The sequence below is a fragment of the Prosthecobacter fusiformis genome (assembly GCF_004364345.1).
GTDB lineage: Bacteria > Verrucomicrobiota > Verrucomicrobiia > Verrucomicrobiales > Verrucomicrobiaceae > Prosthecobacter > Prosthecobacter fusiformis.
In genome coordinates this window covers 1301714-1319489 of record NZ_SOCA01000001.1, presented here as the reverse complement: position 1 = coordinate 1319489, position 17776 = coordinate 1301714, and the positions used below count along the sequence as shown (strand labels likewise).

Here is a 17776-nt window from a genome sequence, read left to right as displayed (position 1 = left end):
GGGGATCCCAAGTTCGAGTCAATTCGTGTCCACGATCCTCCTTTTTTACGGGGAGAATGGGTGGAAAAGGGCTGGAGCATTGACACTTCGGAGCGTGGACCGTACCATACGAATTTCCTGCGGCAATCGGCATGGCTAAAGCCTCTTCCATTCTCAACGCTGACCGGGGCCGTGCAACTGGGACGGCCCTCCTCGTCTTGTGCCTGCTTGCATCGGTGCAGGTGATATTGGTGATCCAGGCACTCTGGACGGGCTCCCGAGGCAGTGAACAGCCGATAAAGACGACACAGGGAAACTCCTTACCCTTCCTGGGTGCGCCGATGACACCAACGGTCAGTTTTAGTCCTCCGTCCGTGGGGCAACTGGCTCCAGCGCAGAATCCAGTTTCGACAGCCGCTCCGACACCGGGATTTGCCCCGCCTGCCATTGGCTCATTCGCCGCCCCTACAGGCGTTCCACCACAGGTGCCAGTTCCTCAGGCCCCAGTGTTACCACCCACTTCATCTCCTGTCAGACCAGAAACAAGTCTGCCAAAACCACCCGCGCCTACTTTGGGCCTGGAAGTTCCTCAAACGCCTGTGGGCGATGGTGTGGCGAACATGTCTCTGGAAGAAATGATCGAATTGGCCAAACAAGTGCGGGGGCTTGGGGACATGCAAGGTGCTTTGGAAGTCCTGAAACGTGCGGATCTACAGTATCCAGCGCGCCCTGAGGTGATGGCAGAGATGGCACAGTGTTATGAAACCATGGGCCTATCAGACAAGGCGGCGACGCTCTGGCGGCAGTTAGAAGAGATGGATCCGACCAAAGCGGCTGGTTTTCGTGATCTGGCCCAAAGGCGTCTGACTAGCCCGTCAGTGGTGGGGAATCAGGTAGCTGGCCCTAGCTCTTCTGCCCTGGTGGGAGGGGATGGAGCGAAGATGCTGACCCTGGGTGCCTGTCAGGCAGTGCGTGATCCAACTGCGGTGAATGGGGAAAAAGTGGTGCTGCGTATTCCCATTCTTAGGCAGGGCAATAATACCCTGGACCCCAGCCAGGTGGATATTGATGTGTATTTTTTTGATCGGGTGAATGGCGAAAAAGTCGCCCTCACCATCGCCGATGAACCCGTTTCCACCTGGGCTGCAGCGCCTGTGGACTGGAGCGGCATTGGGGAAGAACCTTTGGATGTCACCTATTTCCTGCCGGCACTCACCCCGGGAGAAATCACCGCCCATGGCCGCCGTTCATATCACGGCTACGTGGTCCGGCTGTATTATCAGAACAAACTCCAGGATGTGGCCGCTGAGCCGCGCGATCTCCTGGATTTTGGTTCACGCACGCCCCAGGCCGAGCCGGGCGGAGTGAACCCTCTGCTCCCGCCGGTGACGAACTGACGGCCCGCCCCCCCGATACGATGACGATTCTTTTTCTTGATGCCAACGCCGATACCCGCGGTCCCCGAAGCGAAGCCCTCCGCCAGCAAGCTGAGTGGACAGTCCATAGCGTGGCGAGTGTGAGTGAAGCGCGGAGCTGGATCAGCCGTGCAGACAATCTGGACCTGCTGATCACGGAGGCCATCCCTGCCGCCAGTGGTGAAACCGGGTTCAATTTACGCGACGCCGTGCTGGGGCGTTATCCGCAGGCAAAAGTGCTTTTTACCACGCGTTATGACCTGACAGGATTTGAATCCCAAATCGCGGGCTGGCCGGTGCTGCTGGATGCGCCTTATACGGAAGCCAAGCTGGTCACGAAAGCCCAGGCAGCGCTGAAGATGCCGCCACCGCCGCAGTGTGTGGAACTGCCGCCCTTCCTGGCCCCTGGGACCATGCTGGGAAATTATCAGGTGCAGGACAGGCTGACCCAGGAGACGGAATCCGAAACTTACCGTGCTATCCAGGTGACGGTGCAGCGCCCTGTGGCCATGGTCCTGCTGAGGCCGGATCTGCTGAGCCAGCCGGAAGCGGTGCAGGGCTTTAAAGAACGTGAGCGGCTGAAGGCCTCCATTTCGCATCCGCGCATCGCGCCTTTGTATGAGGCAGGCTCAGTCAATGGTCTGATTTTTTATACCCGTGAGCTGCCGCGCGGGCGGAATCTGGAAGAAATGCAGGCGGCGAATGAGCACCTGTCCGAAAAAAAAATCGCTGAGATGCTTTTCGGCGTGGCGGAGGCCATGCAGTACGCCGTGGAGCGCGGGTATCATCACCGCCGTCTTTATGCACGGGATATTTACCTGGATGCGGAAAACCAGGCGAGCATCGTGAATATCTTCCGTCCTGCCAGCAGCCGCCCGCGCGTGGCGCAGGAGGAGGTGGCTGCGCTTCTGGAACTGGTCCAGCCGCTGGCCAGTGAAGGAAAGGCCCGTGGACTGCTGGCCACGCTGGCGGATGGAGGGCACGACTGGTCTGGACTCCTTGAGGCGCTGGACGATGTGCGTGATGCCATGCGGGAACGCAGCATTATGCGCCGGATCGAAGCCGAGGAAGGTTCATCTGCCAGCAGGCGTCCGACTCCCTGGTGGGTCTGGGCGGCGGCGGCGGCGGCTCTGGCAGCGGTTTTCGGCCTGGGAAATCTGGTGGGAACGGCGACGCCCTCCGGCACAACGATGATGGAGCAGGAGATGGTAGCCATCCCCGCAGGGCCTTTCATCTATCAGAAGAAGCAGACCCGAAACCTGCCCGCGTTCTGGATCAGCAAGCACGAGGTCACCATCGGCCAGTATAATGAATTTCTGAAGGCGCTGGAGCAGTCCGCCACCCCGGCTAGCTTTGACCATCCTGACCAGCCAAAATCTAAAAGCGGCCATGCTCCGGCCAAGTGGACGGATACTTATGCAGCAGCCAAGGCGGGAGCCACCTATAACGGCCAGCCGATGAGCCTGAATACGCCGGTGACCCAGGTGGACTGGTGGGATGCCTATGCCTTTGCCAAATGGAAAGGGCAGCGGCTGCCCACGGAAGAGGAATGGGAGAAAGCAGCCCGGGGCGAGTTGGGACTCCCTTTTCCATGGGGATCGAAGATCAATAAAGAAGCGGCCAATTTGGGAGATGACTATGATGCCAACGGCAAGGGAGGCGGCAAAGATGGCTATAACCTATGGGCACCGGTGGACCGGAAGTCCCTGGATGTGAGTCCCTATGGTGTGTGTGACATGGCGGGAAATGTCTCTGAATGGACGGCAAGTGAGATGACCGGAGCGCCCTGGCCATCACATCCTGATTACCCTGACCTGCGCGTGCCGGTGGTGCGTGGGGGACACTTTGCCCTGAAAACCAGCCAGGATTTGCTGACCAGCCGCTTTTTTGCTGAATCCGCCATGGAAACCTCCCTGGCCCGTGGCTTTCGGACGGCCAGTGATCAGGCTCCCTCGGCTGGAAAGTGAGTGTTTTTAGTCTTATTCATCCGCCGCGATGCATTTTAATATTTTCGGCAGCCCAATTTTCCGCTTTCAATCTGCTATGCGCTTTCTTACCCCCCTCCTCTTCCTTGCCCTGACGCTGACTGCGCAGGCCCAATTCCAGGTGGGAATGACCCTGCCGAGGACCAACTTTCTGGCTCTGGAAGCTATTCCTGCCACGGTGACGATCACGAACCGCTCTGGAGCGGAGGTGGTGCTGGGCGGTCCGGGGCGTGCGAGTTGGCTTTCGTTTGAAATGACGGACCGGACGGGCAGGTCGCTTTCGCCGATTGAGGTTTCGGGTGTGGAACTTGCGCAGATTCCTGCTGGCGGTACCATTCAGCGAAAGATCATCGTTACAGATGCCTACTCACCGACCGAAATTGGCAATTATGGCCTGACCGCCCGCGTGGCGCATATGCCCTCCGGGCAGTTTTATACAAGCACCCGCCTGCGCTTTAATATCACGGATAACAAGCCCATGTGGGAGCAGGCGTATGGCGTGCCGGAGGGATTCAAGGGAGCAGGCACGGCCCGCCGATATGCCGTGATTCTTTTTACCGATGTGGACAGCACGTCGCTGTATGTCCGGCTGATCGATGACAAGAGCAATCTGCGGCTGCAGACCTTCCGCCTCGGGCCCATCACGATGGCCCATGATCCGCAGATCAGTCTGGACCGCTCGAACAGTCTCAATGTGCTGTTTTTGGCGCAGCCCCATATTTACGCCCACTGCGTCGTCGCGCCGGATGGATCACTCAAAAAACGGTCCTATTACCGGGAAGAAAACGGCGATCGTCCGCAGATGTCGATTGATCCAAATGGAGATGTGCTGATCCGGGGTGGAGACTTCTTTGACCCGAGCAAGCCGCCGCCGAAACCCGCGAATACAGGCCGCAATGTGTCTGATAAACCTCCGGGGCTGGAGTAGTTTTTTGCTACTTCATCCCGAAGATGCCGGGCTGGATCATCCTTTGGTAATTGTTTCATCCAGATTCAGCAGCGCGCTGGCCACAGCCACGAGCGCCTGGACTTCACCCAGGTGAATCTGCGCATCATAGAGCTGCTGCATGATGGCCAGCTCTTCTGTGGTGGGCTCACGCGAGAGCACCCGGCGAAAGCCCGCCCGCAAGCGTGAGGGTGCATCCGGCTCTGTGTGCATCGCCTTTGCCAATGCCTGGGCAGCTTCGACATAGACGGGATCATTCAGCAGAGTCAGTGCCTGGAGAGGCGTATTGCTGCGGCCGCGCTTCACCACACAGGCCATGCGTGCGCTGGCATCGAAGTTCATAAAACTGGGGTAAGGAGCGCCGCGCTTCAGCACCACATAAAGCCCGCGCCGGTATTGCATCTCACCTGGACTAACCAAATATTTGTACTGCTGACCGCCCACTTTGGCCCAGAGGCCATCCGGCTGCGGAGGGCGGATGGGTGCTCCGCCTTTTTGCAGACTGAGGAGGCCGGATACCGCCAGTGCATTATCGCGGATAGCCTCGGCATCCAGCCGGAAACGAGGGCCGCGCCACAGCAGGGCATTGGCTGGGTCTGCTTCAAGACCTGGAGAAGCCGGAGGTATGACCGAACTCTGCCGATAAGTCTGGGACATGACGATCTGTTTCAGGAGCGTCTTCAGGCTCCAGCCCTGCTCCATAAACTCAATGGCGAGCCAGTCCAAAAGTTCAGGATGTGAAGGTGTGGCTCCTTTAATGCCGAAATCCTCCACGGTGGTCACAATGCCCTGGCCGAAGATTTCTGCCCAGATCCGGTTCACTGCGACGCGGGCGGTGAGGGGGTTATCTTTGGAGGCGAGCCATTTCGCCAGTGTGAGACGGTTGGGCGGGCCTTCGGCCTTTTGGTCAAAAATGCCCGGGATACCCGCAGTCACCGGGGCTGCCGGGTCGGTGTATAGGCCGCGTTTAAAGATAGCGGTCATGCGTGGCTGAGGCAGCTCCCTCATGACCTCAGTGGTTGCTGGTTTAAGCGCGTCGATATTCTTCTGGAGCGCCTTCAATTTTTTATCCAAGGCCAGCATGGCCGGGCGCTTTCTGGTGGAACCCAAGGTCTCCGTTGCAGGCAGATGCGATTTTACATCCTGGCTGAAAGCTGAGAAACGCAGCTTTCCGATGACTCTACCTCCACCGTATTCCTGGACCAGATGCAGCTTCAACTTCATGCCGGCGGTGAGTGTCAGCGGATGTTCCAGAATCAAGGCCGCCCAGTGGGATTTTGAAAATTCAGGATTGATGGCCCAGCCTGTCGTGGGGACCGCATCAATCAGCCCTTTCACATCAAAACGCGCTTGGGAAAAGCTGGCATAGGCTTCGCTGAACTTCAGGGGTGTGATGCTGCCATCTGCACCCACCACGGAGATTTCCAGGTGTTGCAATACGAAGTTAGGCCGTCCTCCTTCTGCGCGTCCGGGGCCTCCCGCGGGCAGGGTAGGATCTGTCAGTGCTTCCAGCATCAGGCCGGTGAGCGAACCCGGTGACACTTCATAATCCACGGTGTAAGAATCCACGTCTGGAACCTCCCCGATGAATAGGATGCTCTGATCCTTCTGCACCTCCCACTCAGCGCCGGAGGCTGTTTGGATCTCCGCAGGCTTCAGTGGCAGTGGCCCCTGCATCTTCACGGGATGGCCATCGGCTGAGGTTTCCGTGGCCTCCAGCCTGGCCATTTCTTCTTTCACCTGCTCCAGTTGCTGGGAGAGCTTAGCCCTGGCGCTGTCTTTATCCGCCTCAGGCATGGCATAAGGCACACCGTCAAAGCGGATGGAACCGGGTGTTTTGGGGTTGCTTCGTTCCGCCTCTTTTTCCGTGTTGTTAAAGTAGGCCAGCAGCCGGTAATAATCCTCCTGGCTGAAGGGGTCATACTTGTGGTTATGGCATTGGGCGCATTCCAGCGTGCTGCCCAGCCAGACGGCCGCGGTGGTGTTGACGCGATCAATCACCTGGTTGATCCGGCTTTCTTCAGGTTCGGTCCCCGCCTCCACATTTGTCGGGGTGCAGCGATGAAAGCCGGTGGCGATGATCTGTGCAGGTGTTGGGTTAGGCAGGAGGTCACCAGCCACTTGCTCAAGGGTGAACTGGTCGAAAGGCATGTCCTGGTTCAAGGCATCCACCACCCAGTCGCGGTAGCCCCAGACGTCTCTCAAATCATCCCGCTGAAAACCGTGCGAATCGGCATAGCGTGCCAGGTCCAGCCAATGCCGCGCCCACTTCACACCAAATTCTGGCGACTCCAGAAGATGGTCCACCGCTTCTTCATAAGAGGCTTCACTGGTCAGGAGGAAGGTTTTTTGGTCTTCAAGATTTGGGGGCAGTCCCGTTAGATCAAAAAACAATCGGCGCAGGAGCGTGTGAGCCGGAGCTGGAGGTGAGGGATTTAAATCTGCTTCCACCAGCTTCGAGGCCACAAAAGCATCGATAGCATTTGGTGTCGCATTTGACATGGGAAAAACGGAAGCCGCATTCCACGGCACCTCCGGCCTTGCAGGTGCTTGATACGCCCAATGCTTGACTGCCGCGACTGTGTCTGGCCACCTAGCTCCTTCAGCGATCCATCTGCGTAGCGCGGTGATTTCCGGTTTCGTCAGCCGAGTGCCGCGGCGTGGCATGGCCTCTTTATCTGACTGTGGGAGGGATACACGGCGCAGAAGCTCGCTTTCCTCCGGCTTTCCGGGCACGATCACGGGCTGGTGGTCGCTGCCTTTGAGTGCACTGGCTTTTTCATGCAGACGCAGCCCTGCCTTGGCCACTTCACTGCCATGGCATTCATAACAGGCACGTTGAAGCAGAGGCTGGATGTCCTTGGAGAAGTCCACGGCCCAAGCCGGGCTGCTCAGGAGGGAAAGGAGGAACAAGAAACGCTTCACCTCCTCTCAAACGAAGCCTGCTCCCTTCAGCTTTCCTCTGTTGCGGGAAGACTCTGCTCTGTCGATGGACTATCCAGGCACTGGCGTGGCCATGGCGTTTTTAAAACTTCCAGTTTATTCTTCAGAATGTCGTACTTCAACTAATGGTATTGACAGCATCATTGGTTAGCGGGCCATCGAAAGTTCATTTTACTGTGACCGCTTGCCGCGCAATGACCTGGTTATCCCCAGTGACATAACGCAGTTCATAGGCACCTGCTTCTTCCGGTAAGATGAGGTCCATGGTGGCTGCGGATTCCTTGGTGTAGAAGTAATTCAGATACTCGCTGTCACCGGCCCCAGCTTTGACGATGGTCACGAAGTCTCCGCCTCCGGCCGGGCCAGTCCATGTGATGTTGAGGGTGCTTTTAGCTGCCGCTTCCGCAGGGCCTGCCACGGTGGCCTTCATCTCAGTGATTTTGATGGGGCGTGAAAAGAGAACCTTTTGCTGCTTCTCATCATTGATGCGGATTTCCATGTCACCTGTCTTGCGTGGAGCCTGGACCTTGAGCGTATTCTGTCCGCTGCCCAGCCGCTGGTAGTCGTTATAAGAGCCAGGTGAGGAGCCTTTCTCCACGATGGTGATGTAGATGTGGGCCAGGTCGGGTGCGCCCTTCCAGCCGATGTCAACATAGGCACCCGCCATGGCAGAATCTGGAGCTTCCAGAGCTATGACGGCTCCTTCCACCTTGAATGCCTTGCGGGCAAAGGGAGTGATGGCACCATCATTGGAATAGCGCATTTCATAGTCCCCGGGTTCAGCCGGTGCATGTAACTCCACCTGGTCGCTTTGATCAGATGGGCGGGCATAAATGGCATACTCACCATCAGCAGCGCCGGCCTTGACCCAGCCGATCCAGTCACTGTGTTGCACAGGGGCTTTGAACTTCACAGTCATCGGCGTACTCGCTGCGACGAGGGCAGGAAGTTCCAGCGTTACCGCAGGCATCTTGACCTCGAAAGGCTTGGAGCGGCCACAGAGCACGTTTTGATAATCGGCTCCTTTTTGGGTAAAGCGTGCTTCATACATGCCGGGCAGATCGGGTGCCCACATGGTCATCGTTGCTTCTTTGCCGATGGCATCGCGCAGATTTGGCTGCGCGGAATCCGGGGAACCCACAGGAGCCAGGATGATGTATTGATCTCCCACGCCGTTCGCTCCTTTAAACATCAGTGTGAATTCCTGGAATACGGTGATCTCCTCATTGGGGATCTCGATGGTTACTTTCGGCATCTCGGTGACATCCAGGATGAAAGTATTGTCCGCGCCCCTGGCCACTCCCAGGTCTGGAAAACGGCGGCCCGCAGGTGTCACGGTGGCCGTGTAGAGTCCGGGTGGCAGCTCGGCCTGCCAGGTGCCGGGTTCTTCCCCTTTCACGAGGTTCATCGCCACTTTTTCCACACTCATCAGGGAGACTCCGCCTTCGATTAGCGGTTCCCCATTTTTCATCACGCGCACAGTCACTTTTTCCTTGGTCACCACAGGTGCCGCAGGTGGGGTCACGGTGGTGGAGGTGGCGTTCTTCAATGCCTCCGCCAGCTTGGCTACACTGTCTGCATTTTCGATGGGGGCCAGGATGGCGAAACGCTCCGCCACAGCCTTGGGCAAGCCAATGCCGATGATCCGCACATCTGCATCGATGCCTTGAGATTTCAGCCGGGCTAGAGCAGCGGCGACATCGCCCCCACAGGATTCTTCACCATCGGTGAAAACGATGACCTGCTTCTTGCCAGGCTTCGTAAAATCATCCGCCGCCGCATTCAGAGAAATGGCCAGCGGCGTCGCACCGATGGCGCGGGCTTCCTTCACATATTGCAGCATCTGCGTTCGCTGAAATCCCTCCATCGGCAGCACCAGTACCGTGTCCTCGCATGCCCCTGGCTCGCGATGTGAGATCTTGGAACCGTATAGCCGGAGCCCGATGTGGAGGTCTTCTTTTTCCGGAGCCGTGGCGATGAATTCGCTCAGCACCTGCTTGGCAGCATCAATGCGGTAGCGGCCATCACTGAGTTTATTCCACATGGAGCCGGAGCAATCTAAGATCAGTTCTACAGAGGTGGGGTCTGCCAGGGCCGCGCTGGAGAAGCAAAAAAAGGAGAGGAAAATCGGTAGGCGCTTGAGCATCTCCCAATAAGAAGCGCTAAAAAATTTGCGAGGTTACAATTCAATGGGCTGAGGGATCGCAAGCTGAATCTATTGAAATTATTGCGATTATATTTTATCAAAAAAAGCTTTTGCCTTCCTTAAATACGCAAATACTTTACCACGTTGGTACCTCTCCCAAATGAAAACACAACACACTCCCATCCTTATGGCTGCTGCCCTTTTCGGCAGTATGCTTAATCTGTATAGTGAACCTTCTCTACCCGAACCGGAGCCAGAGCCACAACCCTATGTCGTGGGTGTGTCTTTTGACCCCACCAATATCAGTGGTGATGGTAAAACGGTCATCGGGATAGAGCCGTTTGCAGAAGGGCCTAGTGCCTATGGTGATACTGGTTTTGTCTGGACCTGGGAAAGCGGTACGACAGACATTTATTCCGTGGGCGGAATCGTCTGCATCTCACCAGTCACGACTTATCTGAACCCTTATGGTATCAGCCAGACTGGCAGGTATGTGGTGGGTGCTATGCGTGTGGATACTGTGACGGAGGTTATCCCACCGACTGAGCCACCTAGCACAGAGCCACCTAGCACAGAGCCACCTAGCACAGAGCCACCTAGCACAGAGCCACCAACAGTCTCAACCTCTGGCCCTTCGACAATCACCACTTCAGTACATTCAGCGTTCATCCTGGATCGTCAGACCAACACTTTGACCGCACTGACATCCGAGGATGGTGAGTACGAAGTCGCTTATGATGTGAGCGATGCCGGTGGATCTGCGGTCGGCAGTGCTTGGTATGACGACGGCTGTGACGAGATCTTGCGTGCTCTCTGGTGGAAAAATCAGGGCTGGACCACCCCCTACATTCTGGGTGCACTCAGTGGTGATTCCGATGAGACCGAGGCTCTGGCCATGTCGGGTGACGGCAAGCGTGCCGTCGGGTATTCGGAAGATGGTGAAGGAAACACCCGTGCCGTGTCATGGAATCTGGATGTCCAGAATGACGTGCTGGTCACGGATTACTCCGTCGGTGCAGAAGATCTGGGTTCTCTCATTGAGGATGGCTACAGCGCTGCCCATGACATCAGCCGCAATGGCAAATACATTGTGGGTGAATCTGAAGCAGAACTGACCGTAACCACGTCTGGAATCCTTGGCAGACCCACTACGACGGTACCTTTCATCTACACGGATGCAGGTGGCATGAAGGAAATCCCTCTTCTTGCAGGCAATGTCGATGAAGGGTATGCCGATAGTGGCACCGCTAACGGCGTCAGCAACAATGGCCGGGTGGTCGGTAACAATACGATTTATTACACCGTTCCTGGCAATGTCGTTACGCCAAATATCTCTGATTCCTCCAGAGTTGGCTTTATCTACAGTGCTTCCCAGGGAACACGCACCATCGCTCAATGGCTGGAAGACAGCGGCGTGGAACTCGGTAAGTGGAATTTCGCCACGGCACAGGCCATCAGCGAAGACGGTAAAGTGGTGACTGGCAGAGCTTACGACCGCAGACCAACAGGCGGACCCAGCATCGCGGACAGCGAAGACTTTGGCTACATTGCCCGTGAAGGCAGTGGGGCGATCAACCCTGACGAGTTCCTTCCGACCACAGCCGCCTCCCAGGCTCCTGCGGCCAGCGCATTCAGCCTTCTCAATCTGACCATGCACGGTGCTCACCACATCCCTCTTCAGATGATGGGTGCTAACCGCCACGCCTGGGCCACAGGTGACTTTGCCCGCTATGATCGCAATGATCTCAATTCAGGTCTGGCTGAAGTCGGCGGTGCCGTTGATTTCTTCGACAAGCAACTGATGGCCGGTCTGGGCATCGGTCAGAGCTGGGTTACACAGGATCTCGCCAATGGCGGTGACATGGACATGAACGGCCAGTATCTCCTCAGCGAGCTGAGCTTCAAGCCGACCAAACTGCCTGTCGTCTTCACCATCACAGGTGCCATCGGTAGCTGGGATGCAGACATCGACCGCAAATACAACAACGGCGGCGCTCTGGATACCTCCAGTGGCAGCACCGACGTGATCTCTAGCAGCCTTCGCTTCCGCGTTGACTGGCTGGACGCAGTCAAAGTCGCAGGCTTCGGCATCACTCCAAAACTGGAATACACAGTTAACCGCACGGAAGCCGATGGCTATACGGAAAGCGGCGGTGGTTTCCCAGTTGATTATGACGACCAGGGCCACACAGCGCAGGAAATCCGCTACGGTCTCTCCGCAGCCCGCACTTTCTGCAGCGGCAAAGCTCTGCTTCGTCTGCGTGCTGAAGGTGTCCATCGCTTCGACCAGTCTGGAGCAGTCACATCCGGTCAGGTTGTGGGTCTGTTTAACTTCAATCTCCCCGGCCAGCAGATCCAGCAAGACTGGCTGCACATGGGTATCGATTTTAACTACGCTCTGAATGAGAAGATCACTCTGACATCCAGCGTCATGACCTCCACCAGCGGTGAAGACCCTGTCTTCGGTGGCAGCCTGGGTGTGCTGATGAAGTTCTAATTTGAACGGATAACCAGCCACAAATTCGAAGGCCGGGAGCATTTGCTCCCGGCCTTTTTCGTATGCTTTAGGTGCTTCTTTAAACGTGCGCGTTGGTGATAAACTAAAGGTGATTCAAAAATAAGCCGAAACTTTATCACAAGATTGATATGTTCTCATCCTTGATACGCCGCAGGCCAGTTTTGAGAGCCAATGATATATCCACCAGAGAAAATCAAATTTTCGAGATATTCCAGGGCTTCTGTTAAAATGAAATACACCAATTCCAAACATGAGATCGTTTATAAGGTGAGGAAATAAGAATCTAAACACCTTTAATGCAATTTACTTGCGTAATTAATAACGCAAATGTATTGCGTTATATGCCCCTAAGCCCCTCTGTTCTGCCTCTTCCTGTCACGGTTCTTTCCGGCTTTTTAGGAGCTGGGAAAACGACTTTGCTGAATCACATCCTGCGAAATCGCGAGGGCCGAAAAATTGCGGTGATCGTGAACGACATGAGCGAGGTCAATGTGGACGCTCAGTTGGTCAAATCCGGGGATGCCCGTCTGAGCCGGACCGAGGAGAAGATGGTGGAGATGAGCAACGGCTGCATCTGCTGCACCCTGCGGGAAGATCTCATGATTGAAGTCCGAAAGCTGGCAAAGGAAGGCCGGTTCGATGCCTTGGTGATTGAGTCCACAGGTGTTTCCGAGCCCATGCCAGTCGCAGAGACCTTTACTTTTCAAGATGAGGATGGCAGCTCGCTTTCTGATCTGGCCAATTTGGACACGATGGTCACCGTCGTCGATGCGCGAAATTTCCTGAACGATTATCACAGCACGGAGGATCTGGTGGACCGGGGGCAAGGCCTCAGTGATGAAGATGGACGCACATTGGCGCACTTACTGACTGACCAGATCGAGTTTGCGAACGTCATTTTGATCAATAAGACGGATGCGGTGGAGCCAGATGCTGTAGAGGAGATCCAGGGCATCATTCGTGCCTTGAATCCAAAAGCCAGGGTGCATTTAACGCAGAATTCGCAGGTGCCATTGGAAGCTGTGCTGCATACCGGCCTCTTCGCCATGAATGAAGCGGAACAGAGCCAGGGCTGGCTGGATTCCTTGAACGGGCATACGCCAGAAATGGAAGAGTATGGCATCAGCAGCTTTGTGTATCGCGCACATCGGCCATTTCATCCTCAGCGTTTCAGTGATCATCTCAAAGGAAGCTGGGGAGGAGTCATCCGTGCCAAAGGACTCTTTTGGCTGGCCACCCGGATGGAACTGGCCGGGTATTTATCCCAGGCAGGAGTCTTGCGTGACACCCGTGCCCTTGGCTTTTTCTGGTCTGCCGTGGATCATGCAGAATGGCCGCAGGATGAGGAAAGTTTGGCCGAAATCCGAGCGAATTCCCACGAACCCTACGGAGACCGCAGGCAGGAGATCGTCATCATCGGTCACCACATGAACCGTGCAGGACTTCAGGCGCAGTTTGATGCCTGCCTCCTGACAGATGAGGAATACGAAGCAGGTCCAGATGGCTGGAAAACACTATCAGATCCCTTTCCGCAATGGATGCCTGAGTCTTGAGCAAGTGTGGCAGAACAAGCATAATCTATACTTGCCCATCTCACTGGGTTGGTTGAAAAACGGATGAATGAGTGACTCATCCCGAAGCGATTCGACACCTCTTAAAAACGAAAGTGAACTGAAGCGGCTGATCCAGGGACAGGATAGACCGAATCTAAGTCAAATCGAGGCGGTGATTGGTAAGCTCCAAATCGTCATGAGTGACTATCTTGAAAGTGGCAAGCCGCTCAAAATCACCCTCTCTCCCGTGGAAATTCTCAGCGCTCTGGATGCGGCTATTCATGAAGCCAATGGCCAGCCAAGCCCCTGGCCAGATGGTGCCGATGTCCGCACCTTTTTCATTCACGGACTTTATGATGAGATCATCCAGCAACCCAGCAACATCTTTGAAACTCGGGTCTTTCCAGATGGCAGTGAGCGGTACATACCCGTCAGCAAAGCCACCTGGAAAGCCTGTTTGGCGCAGTTGCGCAGCCGCATTATCGAAAGCGGAATCGCTTTGGCAAAGAAGCACGGTGCAATGCCGCCTAACAATAAGTGAGGCTGCGAGGTGTCTGTAGCTTCATTCCTTCATGCCTTCCTGTGCGCCCCAGGGTTCCAGGTTTCGCAGCTTCTTGCCAGCGAGTGCTGCGTAGCAATCCGGTAAGTCAAAATGCGTGAGCACATTGGGCAGCATGAATGCATACGGCCACTGGTACTCAGGATCTGTTGCCACGTCTTGATAGGAAGACAGCGCATTCTTGAGCGTCACCTGTTTCACATCTGTAGAAAGCAGCGCCGCGAAAGCCGCAGGCAGTGCACCCCAGCCGCGTCCAGCCAGATGAATCTCCTGATGCCCGGCTGCTCGCAGAGCCTGGATGACACGAAGGACATCAAAGACCCGCTGGCCTAACAAAGGACGATTTAGCATAAGGCCATGGGCTGCATAAAAATACTGGCTGCCATAGGGACGCAGGAACTGATTTGATCCGCAGGTGTTTGGCTGGGATTCGCCGATGCCACGGACATCGCAGGCATAGAAGGCGGCTTCGGGTTCTGCGGTGATAAGGTCCTGAACGAAAGATTCATTTCGCAACTCGGCATCTGCGGAGCGGTGGGATACATAGAGCACTGCTTTCTTGGCAGCCCCTGGCATCCGGGAGGTCAGTGCCTCTTCCTGAATGCGGGTCACCAGCGCTTGGATGCCAGGCTCGGTTTCGACGGTGTACGTGCAGTAAGTTTTAGCAGGGTATTTGCGAGTGCCTGCGCTGCGCAGGATGCCATAGTCAGGTGCGGTGGCAGGCAGATCTGGTAGCCGTAGTACATCGCGCAGCTCTGTTGTTAACGCTTCCCCTTTCAAACTCTTCCTTCCCTGGCTCTGGATCTTGGCCTTGTCCTGGGTGAAGGACATCAGAGTACGGGATTTGAGGTTTGCCACCTGACCCTCAGGGGAGCATTGAAGAGTCTCGTCCTTCTCAAGCGTCAGGGCTGGCTCTGCTTGGACATCGGAGACTCCGGTCACCTTGTTGAAGAAGCGGTACATTGCTTCGCGGTTGGGCTGCGAGTACCCGTGGGGATCTGGCCCAATATGGAGCTGGATGTTCTCAGGTTTGCCTAACAAGGTATATAATGATTTTAGCCGCTCATAGGCCTCGATAGAACCCCGTGCATCGAAGAAATCTTTTTCCTGGGCCAGGATGATAACTGGCTTTGGAGCCATGGCGGCGAGAAAGTCTGAATGGTCTAAATCCAGGGCCAGGGCCTGGGGCGGACACTGCTCGGTATCTGCAGGCAGCTCGTTTTCCACATTCCGGCGGAAGGTGGTCACAAAACAGGAGGGTGCGCCCATGGTGAAACGTGGCTCCAGACCGCAGAGCCAAGTGGTCTGCGTGCCACCGCCGGAATTGCCAGTAATGCCAAGGTGGTTCGTGTCCACTTCATCACGAGTCAGCAGATAATCGAGAGCGCGAATGCCATCCCAGGCGAACCAAGCCCCCAGGAATTCGCCGACCAAGGTCTGGTTATTGCCCATTTGGATGTGCTCTGAGGTGCCGCCACCGAGGCGAGACTTCAGGCTGCCATCCTTCAGATATTGAAAGCGCTCCCCTTGTCCCACTGGGTCAATGAGGAAGCAGATATGACCCTGGAGGGCCAGCCCCTGAGCAAAGCCTTGATAACTTTCCGCAGCTTTGCCATTGGCCGAATGTCCGCAGACGCCAATGGTCGCTGGCCTCTTCCCGCCGAGGCCAGACGGCAGGTATAGATTGCCCGTCACCAGGTATCCGGGACGGCTTTCGAAGATGATGTTTTCAATGCGGTAGTTATCCCTCACCACTGTGCCGGTCACCCTGGCGTTCAACGGAGTCTTTTCCGGCATAGGGCCAAAGCACTGGCGAATACGCTCCTGAACAGACTTCACATACGCCTCAGCGTCAGCCCGGGTTTTGAGAGTATCCCGCCTGGCATTGCCGCGTGATTCTGCTTCCCGTACCTGATCAATCAGCCATTCCTGCATCATGCGCGGAAAGCGGTTCAGCGGAGGCAGGGACTCAGGGGAAGTCGCTTTGCCAGCGGCTTCCGCAGCGATGGCTGCCGGGCCGCCCAACTGGGAGAGCACTGGCAGACTGAGGAGGCTCAGACCTGTGGTCTGTAGGAAGTCACGGCGGTGGGTGCTCGGAATACTGGACATGAGGATGGAGAGTACCCATCACTCATGCCTTTTCTTCCCTGGTTATGTATCTGAAACCGATACAAAAGACACCAAACTGACTGCTTAGCCCGCGATGGAGAACACCTCGCGTGCGTCGGCAATGCTGCCGGTAAGCGCTGCGGCGGCCACCATGACGGGTGACATCAGAACGGTGCGTCCCGTGGTGCTGCCCTGACGGCCTTTGAAGTTACGGTTACTGGAGGAAGCACAAAGCTGGTCACCCACGAGCTTGTCCGGATTCATGGCCAGGCACATGGAGCAGCCTGCACCACGCCATTCGAAGCCAGCTTCGGAGAAGACTTTATCCAGGCCTTCCTGACGGGCCATGGCATCCACGATCTGGGATCCTGGGACAGCAATCGCCTTGACGTTCGCAGCCACTTTCTTGCCCTTGATGAACTTGGCTACTTCGCGGAAATCGCTGAGACGACCGTTGGTGCAAGAACCGATGAAGGCCACGTCGATCTTGGTGCCTTTGATGGGCTCGCCAGGGGGCAGCTTCATGTAATCAAGCGCGTCCTGGATGGAAATGCGTCCTGGCTCAGTCGTGGCGCTTTCCGCAGTCGGCACGTTTTCAGTGACGGAGATCGCTTGGTCAGGGCTGGTGCCCCAGGTCACAGTCGGCGGGATGTCCTCGGCACGGATGTTGACGATGTCATCATACTTGGCGTCCGCATCCGATGCAGTCTCGCGCCATTTGGCGACGGTGGTGTCCCATTGATCACCTTTAGGAGAATAAGGACGGCCTTTGAGGTATTCAAAGGTGGTCTCATCAGGATTCACATAACCGCAGCGGGCGCCGCCTTCGATGGCCATGTTACAGACGGTCATGCGTTCTTCCATCGTGAAACCGTCAAACACATTGCCACCGTATTCATAGGCGTAACCTACACCGCCTCCAGCGCCCAGAAGGCGGATGATGTGAAGGGCGACGTCCTTTGAGTAAACACCCGGGCGGAGCTTGCCTTCCACATTGATGCGGCGGACCTTCATCTTGCTCAGAGCCATGGTCTGTGTAGCCAGGATGTCCCGCACTTGAGTCGTGCCGATGCCGAAAGCGATGGCACCAAAGGCACCGTGTGTGGCGGTATGGGAGTCACCGCAGGCGATCGTGGTGCCTGGCTGGGTAATGCCCTGCTCCGGCCCGACAACGTGGACGATGCCCTGCTTGCCGCTGGAAAGGCTGAAATAGGTGACGCCAAATTCCTTGGCGTTCTTGTTGAGCTCCTGGATCATGGCTTCAGCCAACGGATCGGAAAAAGGGGAAACCTGGCTATCCGTCGGCACGATGTGATCCACGGTCGCAAAGGTGCGGTGCGGATACGCCACCTTCAGGCCCAGATCGCGAAGCATACCAAAAGCCTGCGGGCTGGTCACTTCATGCACCAAGTGGGTATCAATGAGCAATTGTGTCTGTCCGTTGGCGAGCGTTCCGACGACGTGTGATTCCCAGACTTTTTCGAAGAGTGTTTTGCCCATGTGCAGAGTTTTTGTGGGTGTGCAGCTTAGCATACGTCTGCCCGGGGGCAAGGCGCGTGTGAAAGTTCCCCAGATTCTAACTGGCTTGCGGCGTGTGGTCTATAAGGCTGAATAGCCTCCTTA

Annotated in this window: 10 protein-coding genes; 6 read left to right on the top strand and 4 right to left on the bottom strand. The window is 56.2% G+C overall.

Going from position 1 to position 17776, the window contains the following annotated elements; translation table 11 throughout:
* The first annotated feature begins 131 nt into the window (after positions 1–131).
* The 3 genes from EI77_RS05165 to EI77_RS05155 all read left to right on the top strand — a co-directional run bounded on the left by EI77_RS05165 (position 132) and on the right by EI77_RS05155 (position 4307).
* Positions 132–1376, top strand: coding sequence for a tetratricopeptide repeat protein (locus EI77_RS05165; protein ID WP_133793668.1), 1245 nt, complete (start codon positions 132–134; stop codon positions 1374–1376).
* 20 nt (positions 1377–1396) lie between these two features.
* Complete coding sequence (locus tag EI77_RS05160) at positions 1397–3361, top strand: SUMF1/EgtB/PvdO family nonheme iron enzyme (protein WP_133793667.1); 1965 nt, start codon at positions 1397–1399, stop codon at positions 3359–3361.
* 76 nt (positions 3362–3437) lie between these two features.
* On the top strand, positions 3438–4307 hold the full coding sequence (locus EI77_RS05155) for a hypothetical protein (protein ID WP_133793666.1): 870 nt from the start codon (positions 3438–3440) through the stop codon (positions 4305–4307).
* A gap of 36 nt (positions 4308–4343) precedes the next feature.
* Here the strand turns inward: EI77_RS05155 and EI77_RS05150 are convergent, their stop codons facing one another.
* Entirely contained in the window at positions 4344–7238 is a 2895-nt protein-coding gene (locus EI77_RS05150) for a PSD1 and planctomycete cytochrome C domain-containing protein (protein WP_166647051.1), read from the bottom strand.
* 196 nt (positions 7239–7434) lie between these two features.
* Positions 7435–9414 (bottom strand): vWA domain-containing protein, encoded by a 1980-nt coding sequence (locus tag EI77_RS05145; protein WP_133793664.1) that lies wholly within the window; start codon positions 9412–9414, stop codon positions 7435–7437.
* A 160-nt stretch (positions 9415–9574) separates the two neighbouring features.
* Here EI77_RS05145 and EI77_RS05140 point away from each other — a divergent pair, with 160 nt between their 5' ends.
* The 3 genes from EI77_RS05140 to EI77_RS05130 all read left to right on the top strand — a co-directional run bounded on the left by EI77_RS05140 (position 9575) and on the right by EI77_RS05130 (position 14026).
* A complete protein-coding gene (locus EI77_RS05140) occupies positions 9575–11911 on the top strand; it encodes an autotransporter domain-containing protein (RefSeq protein WP_133793663.1) in 2337 nt (778 codons plus the stop codon).
* Between the two features lie 362 nt (positions 11912–12273).
* Complete coding sequence (gene zigA / locus EI77_RS05135; protein WP_166647048.1) at positions 12274–13485, top strand: zinc metallochaperone GTPase ZigA; 1212 nt, start codon at positions 12274–12276, stop codon at positions 13483–13485.
* 67 nt (positions 13486–13552) lie between these two features.
* Positions 13553–14026, top strand: coding sequence for a hypothetical protein (locus EI77_RS05130; RefSeq protein WP_133793661.1), 474 nt, complete (start codon positions 13553–13555; stop codon positions 14024–14026).
* 21 nt (positions 14027–14047) lie between these two features.
* Here the strand turns inward: EI77_RS05130 and EI77_RS05125 are convergent, their stop codons facing one another.
* Positions 14048–16153 carry an alpha/beta hydrolase family protein gene (locus EI77_RS05125; RefSeq protein ID WP_166647047.1) on the bottom strand — a complete coding sequence of 702 codons (2106 nt, stop codon included), beginning with the start codon at positions 16151–16153 and terminating at the stop codon, positions 14048–14050.
* 84 nt (positions 16154–16237) lie between these two features.
* On the bottom strand, positions 16238–17653 hold the full coding sequence (gene leuC, locus EI77_RS05120) for a 3-isopropylmalate dehydratase large subunit (RefSeq protein ID WP_133793660.1): 1416 nt from the start codon (positions 17651–17653) through the stop codon (positions 16238–16240).
* Between the last annotated feature and the right edge of the window lie 123 nt (positions 17654–17776).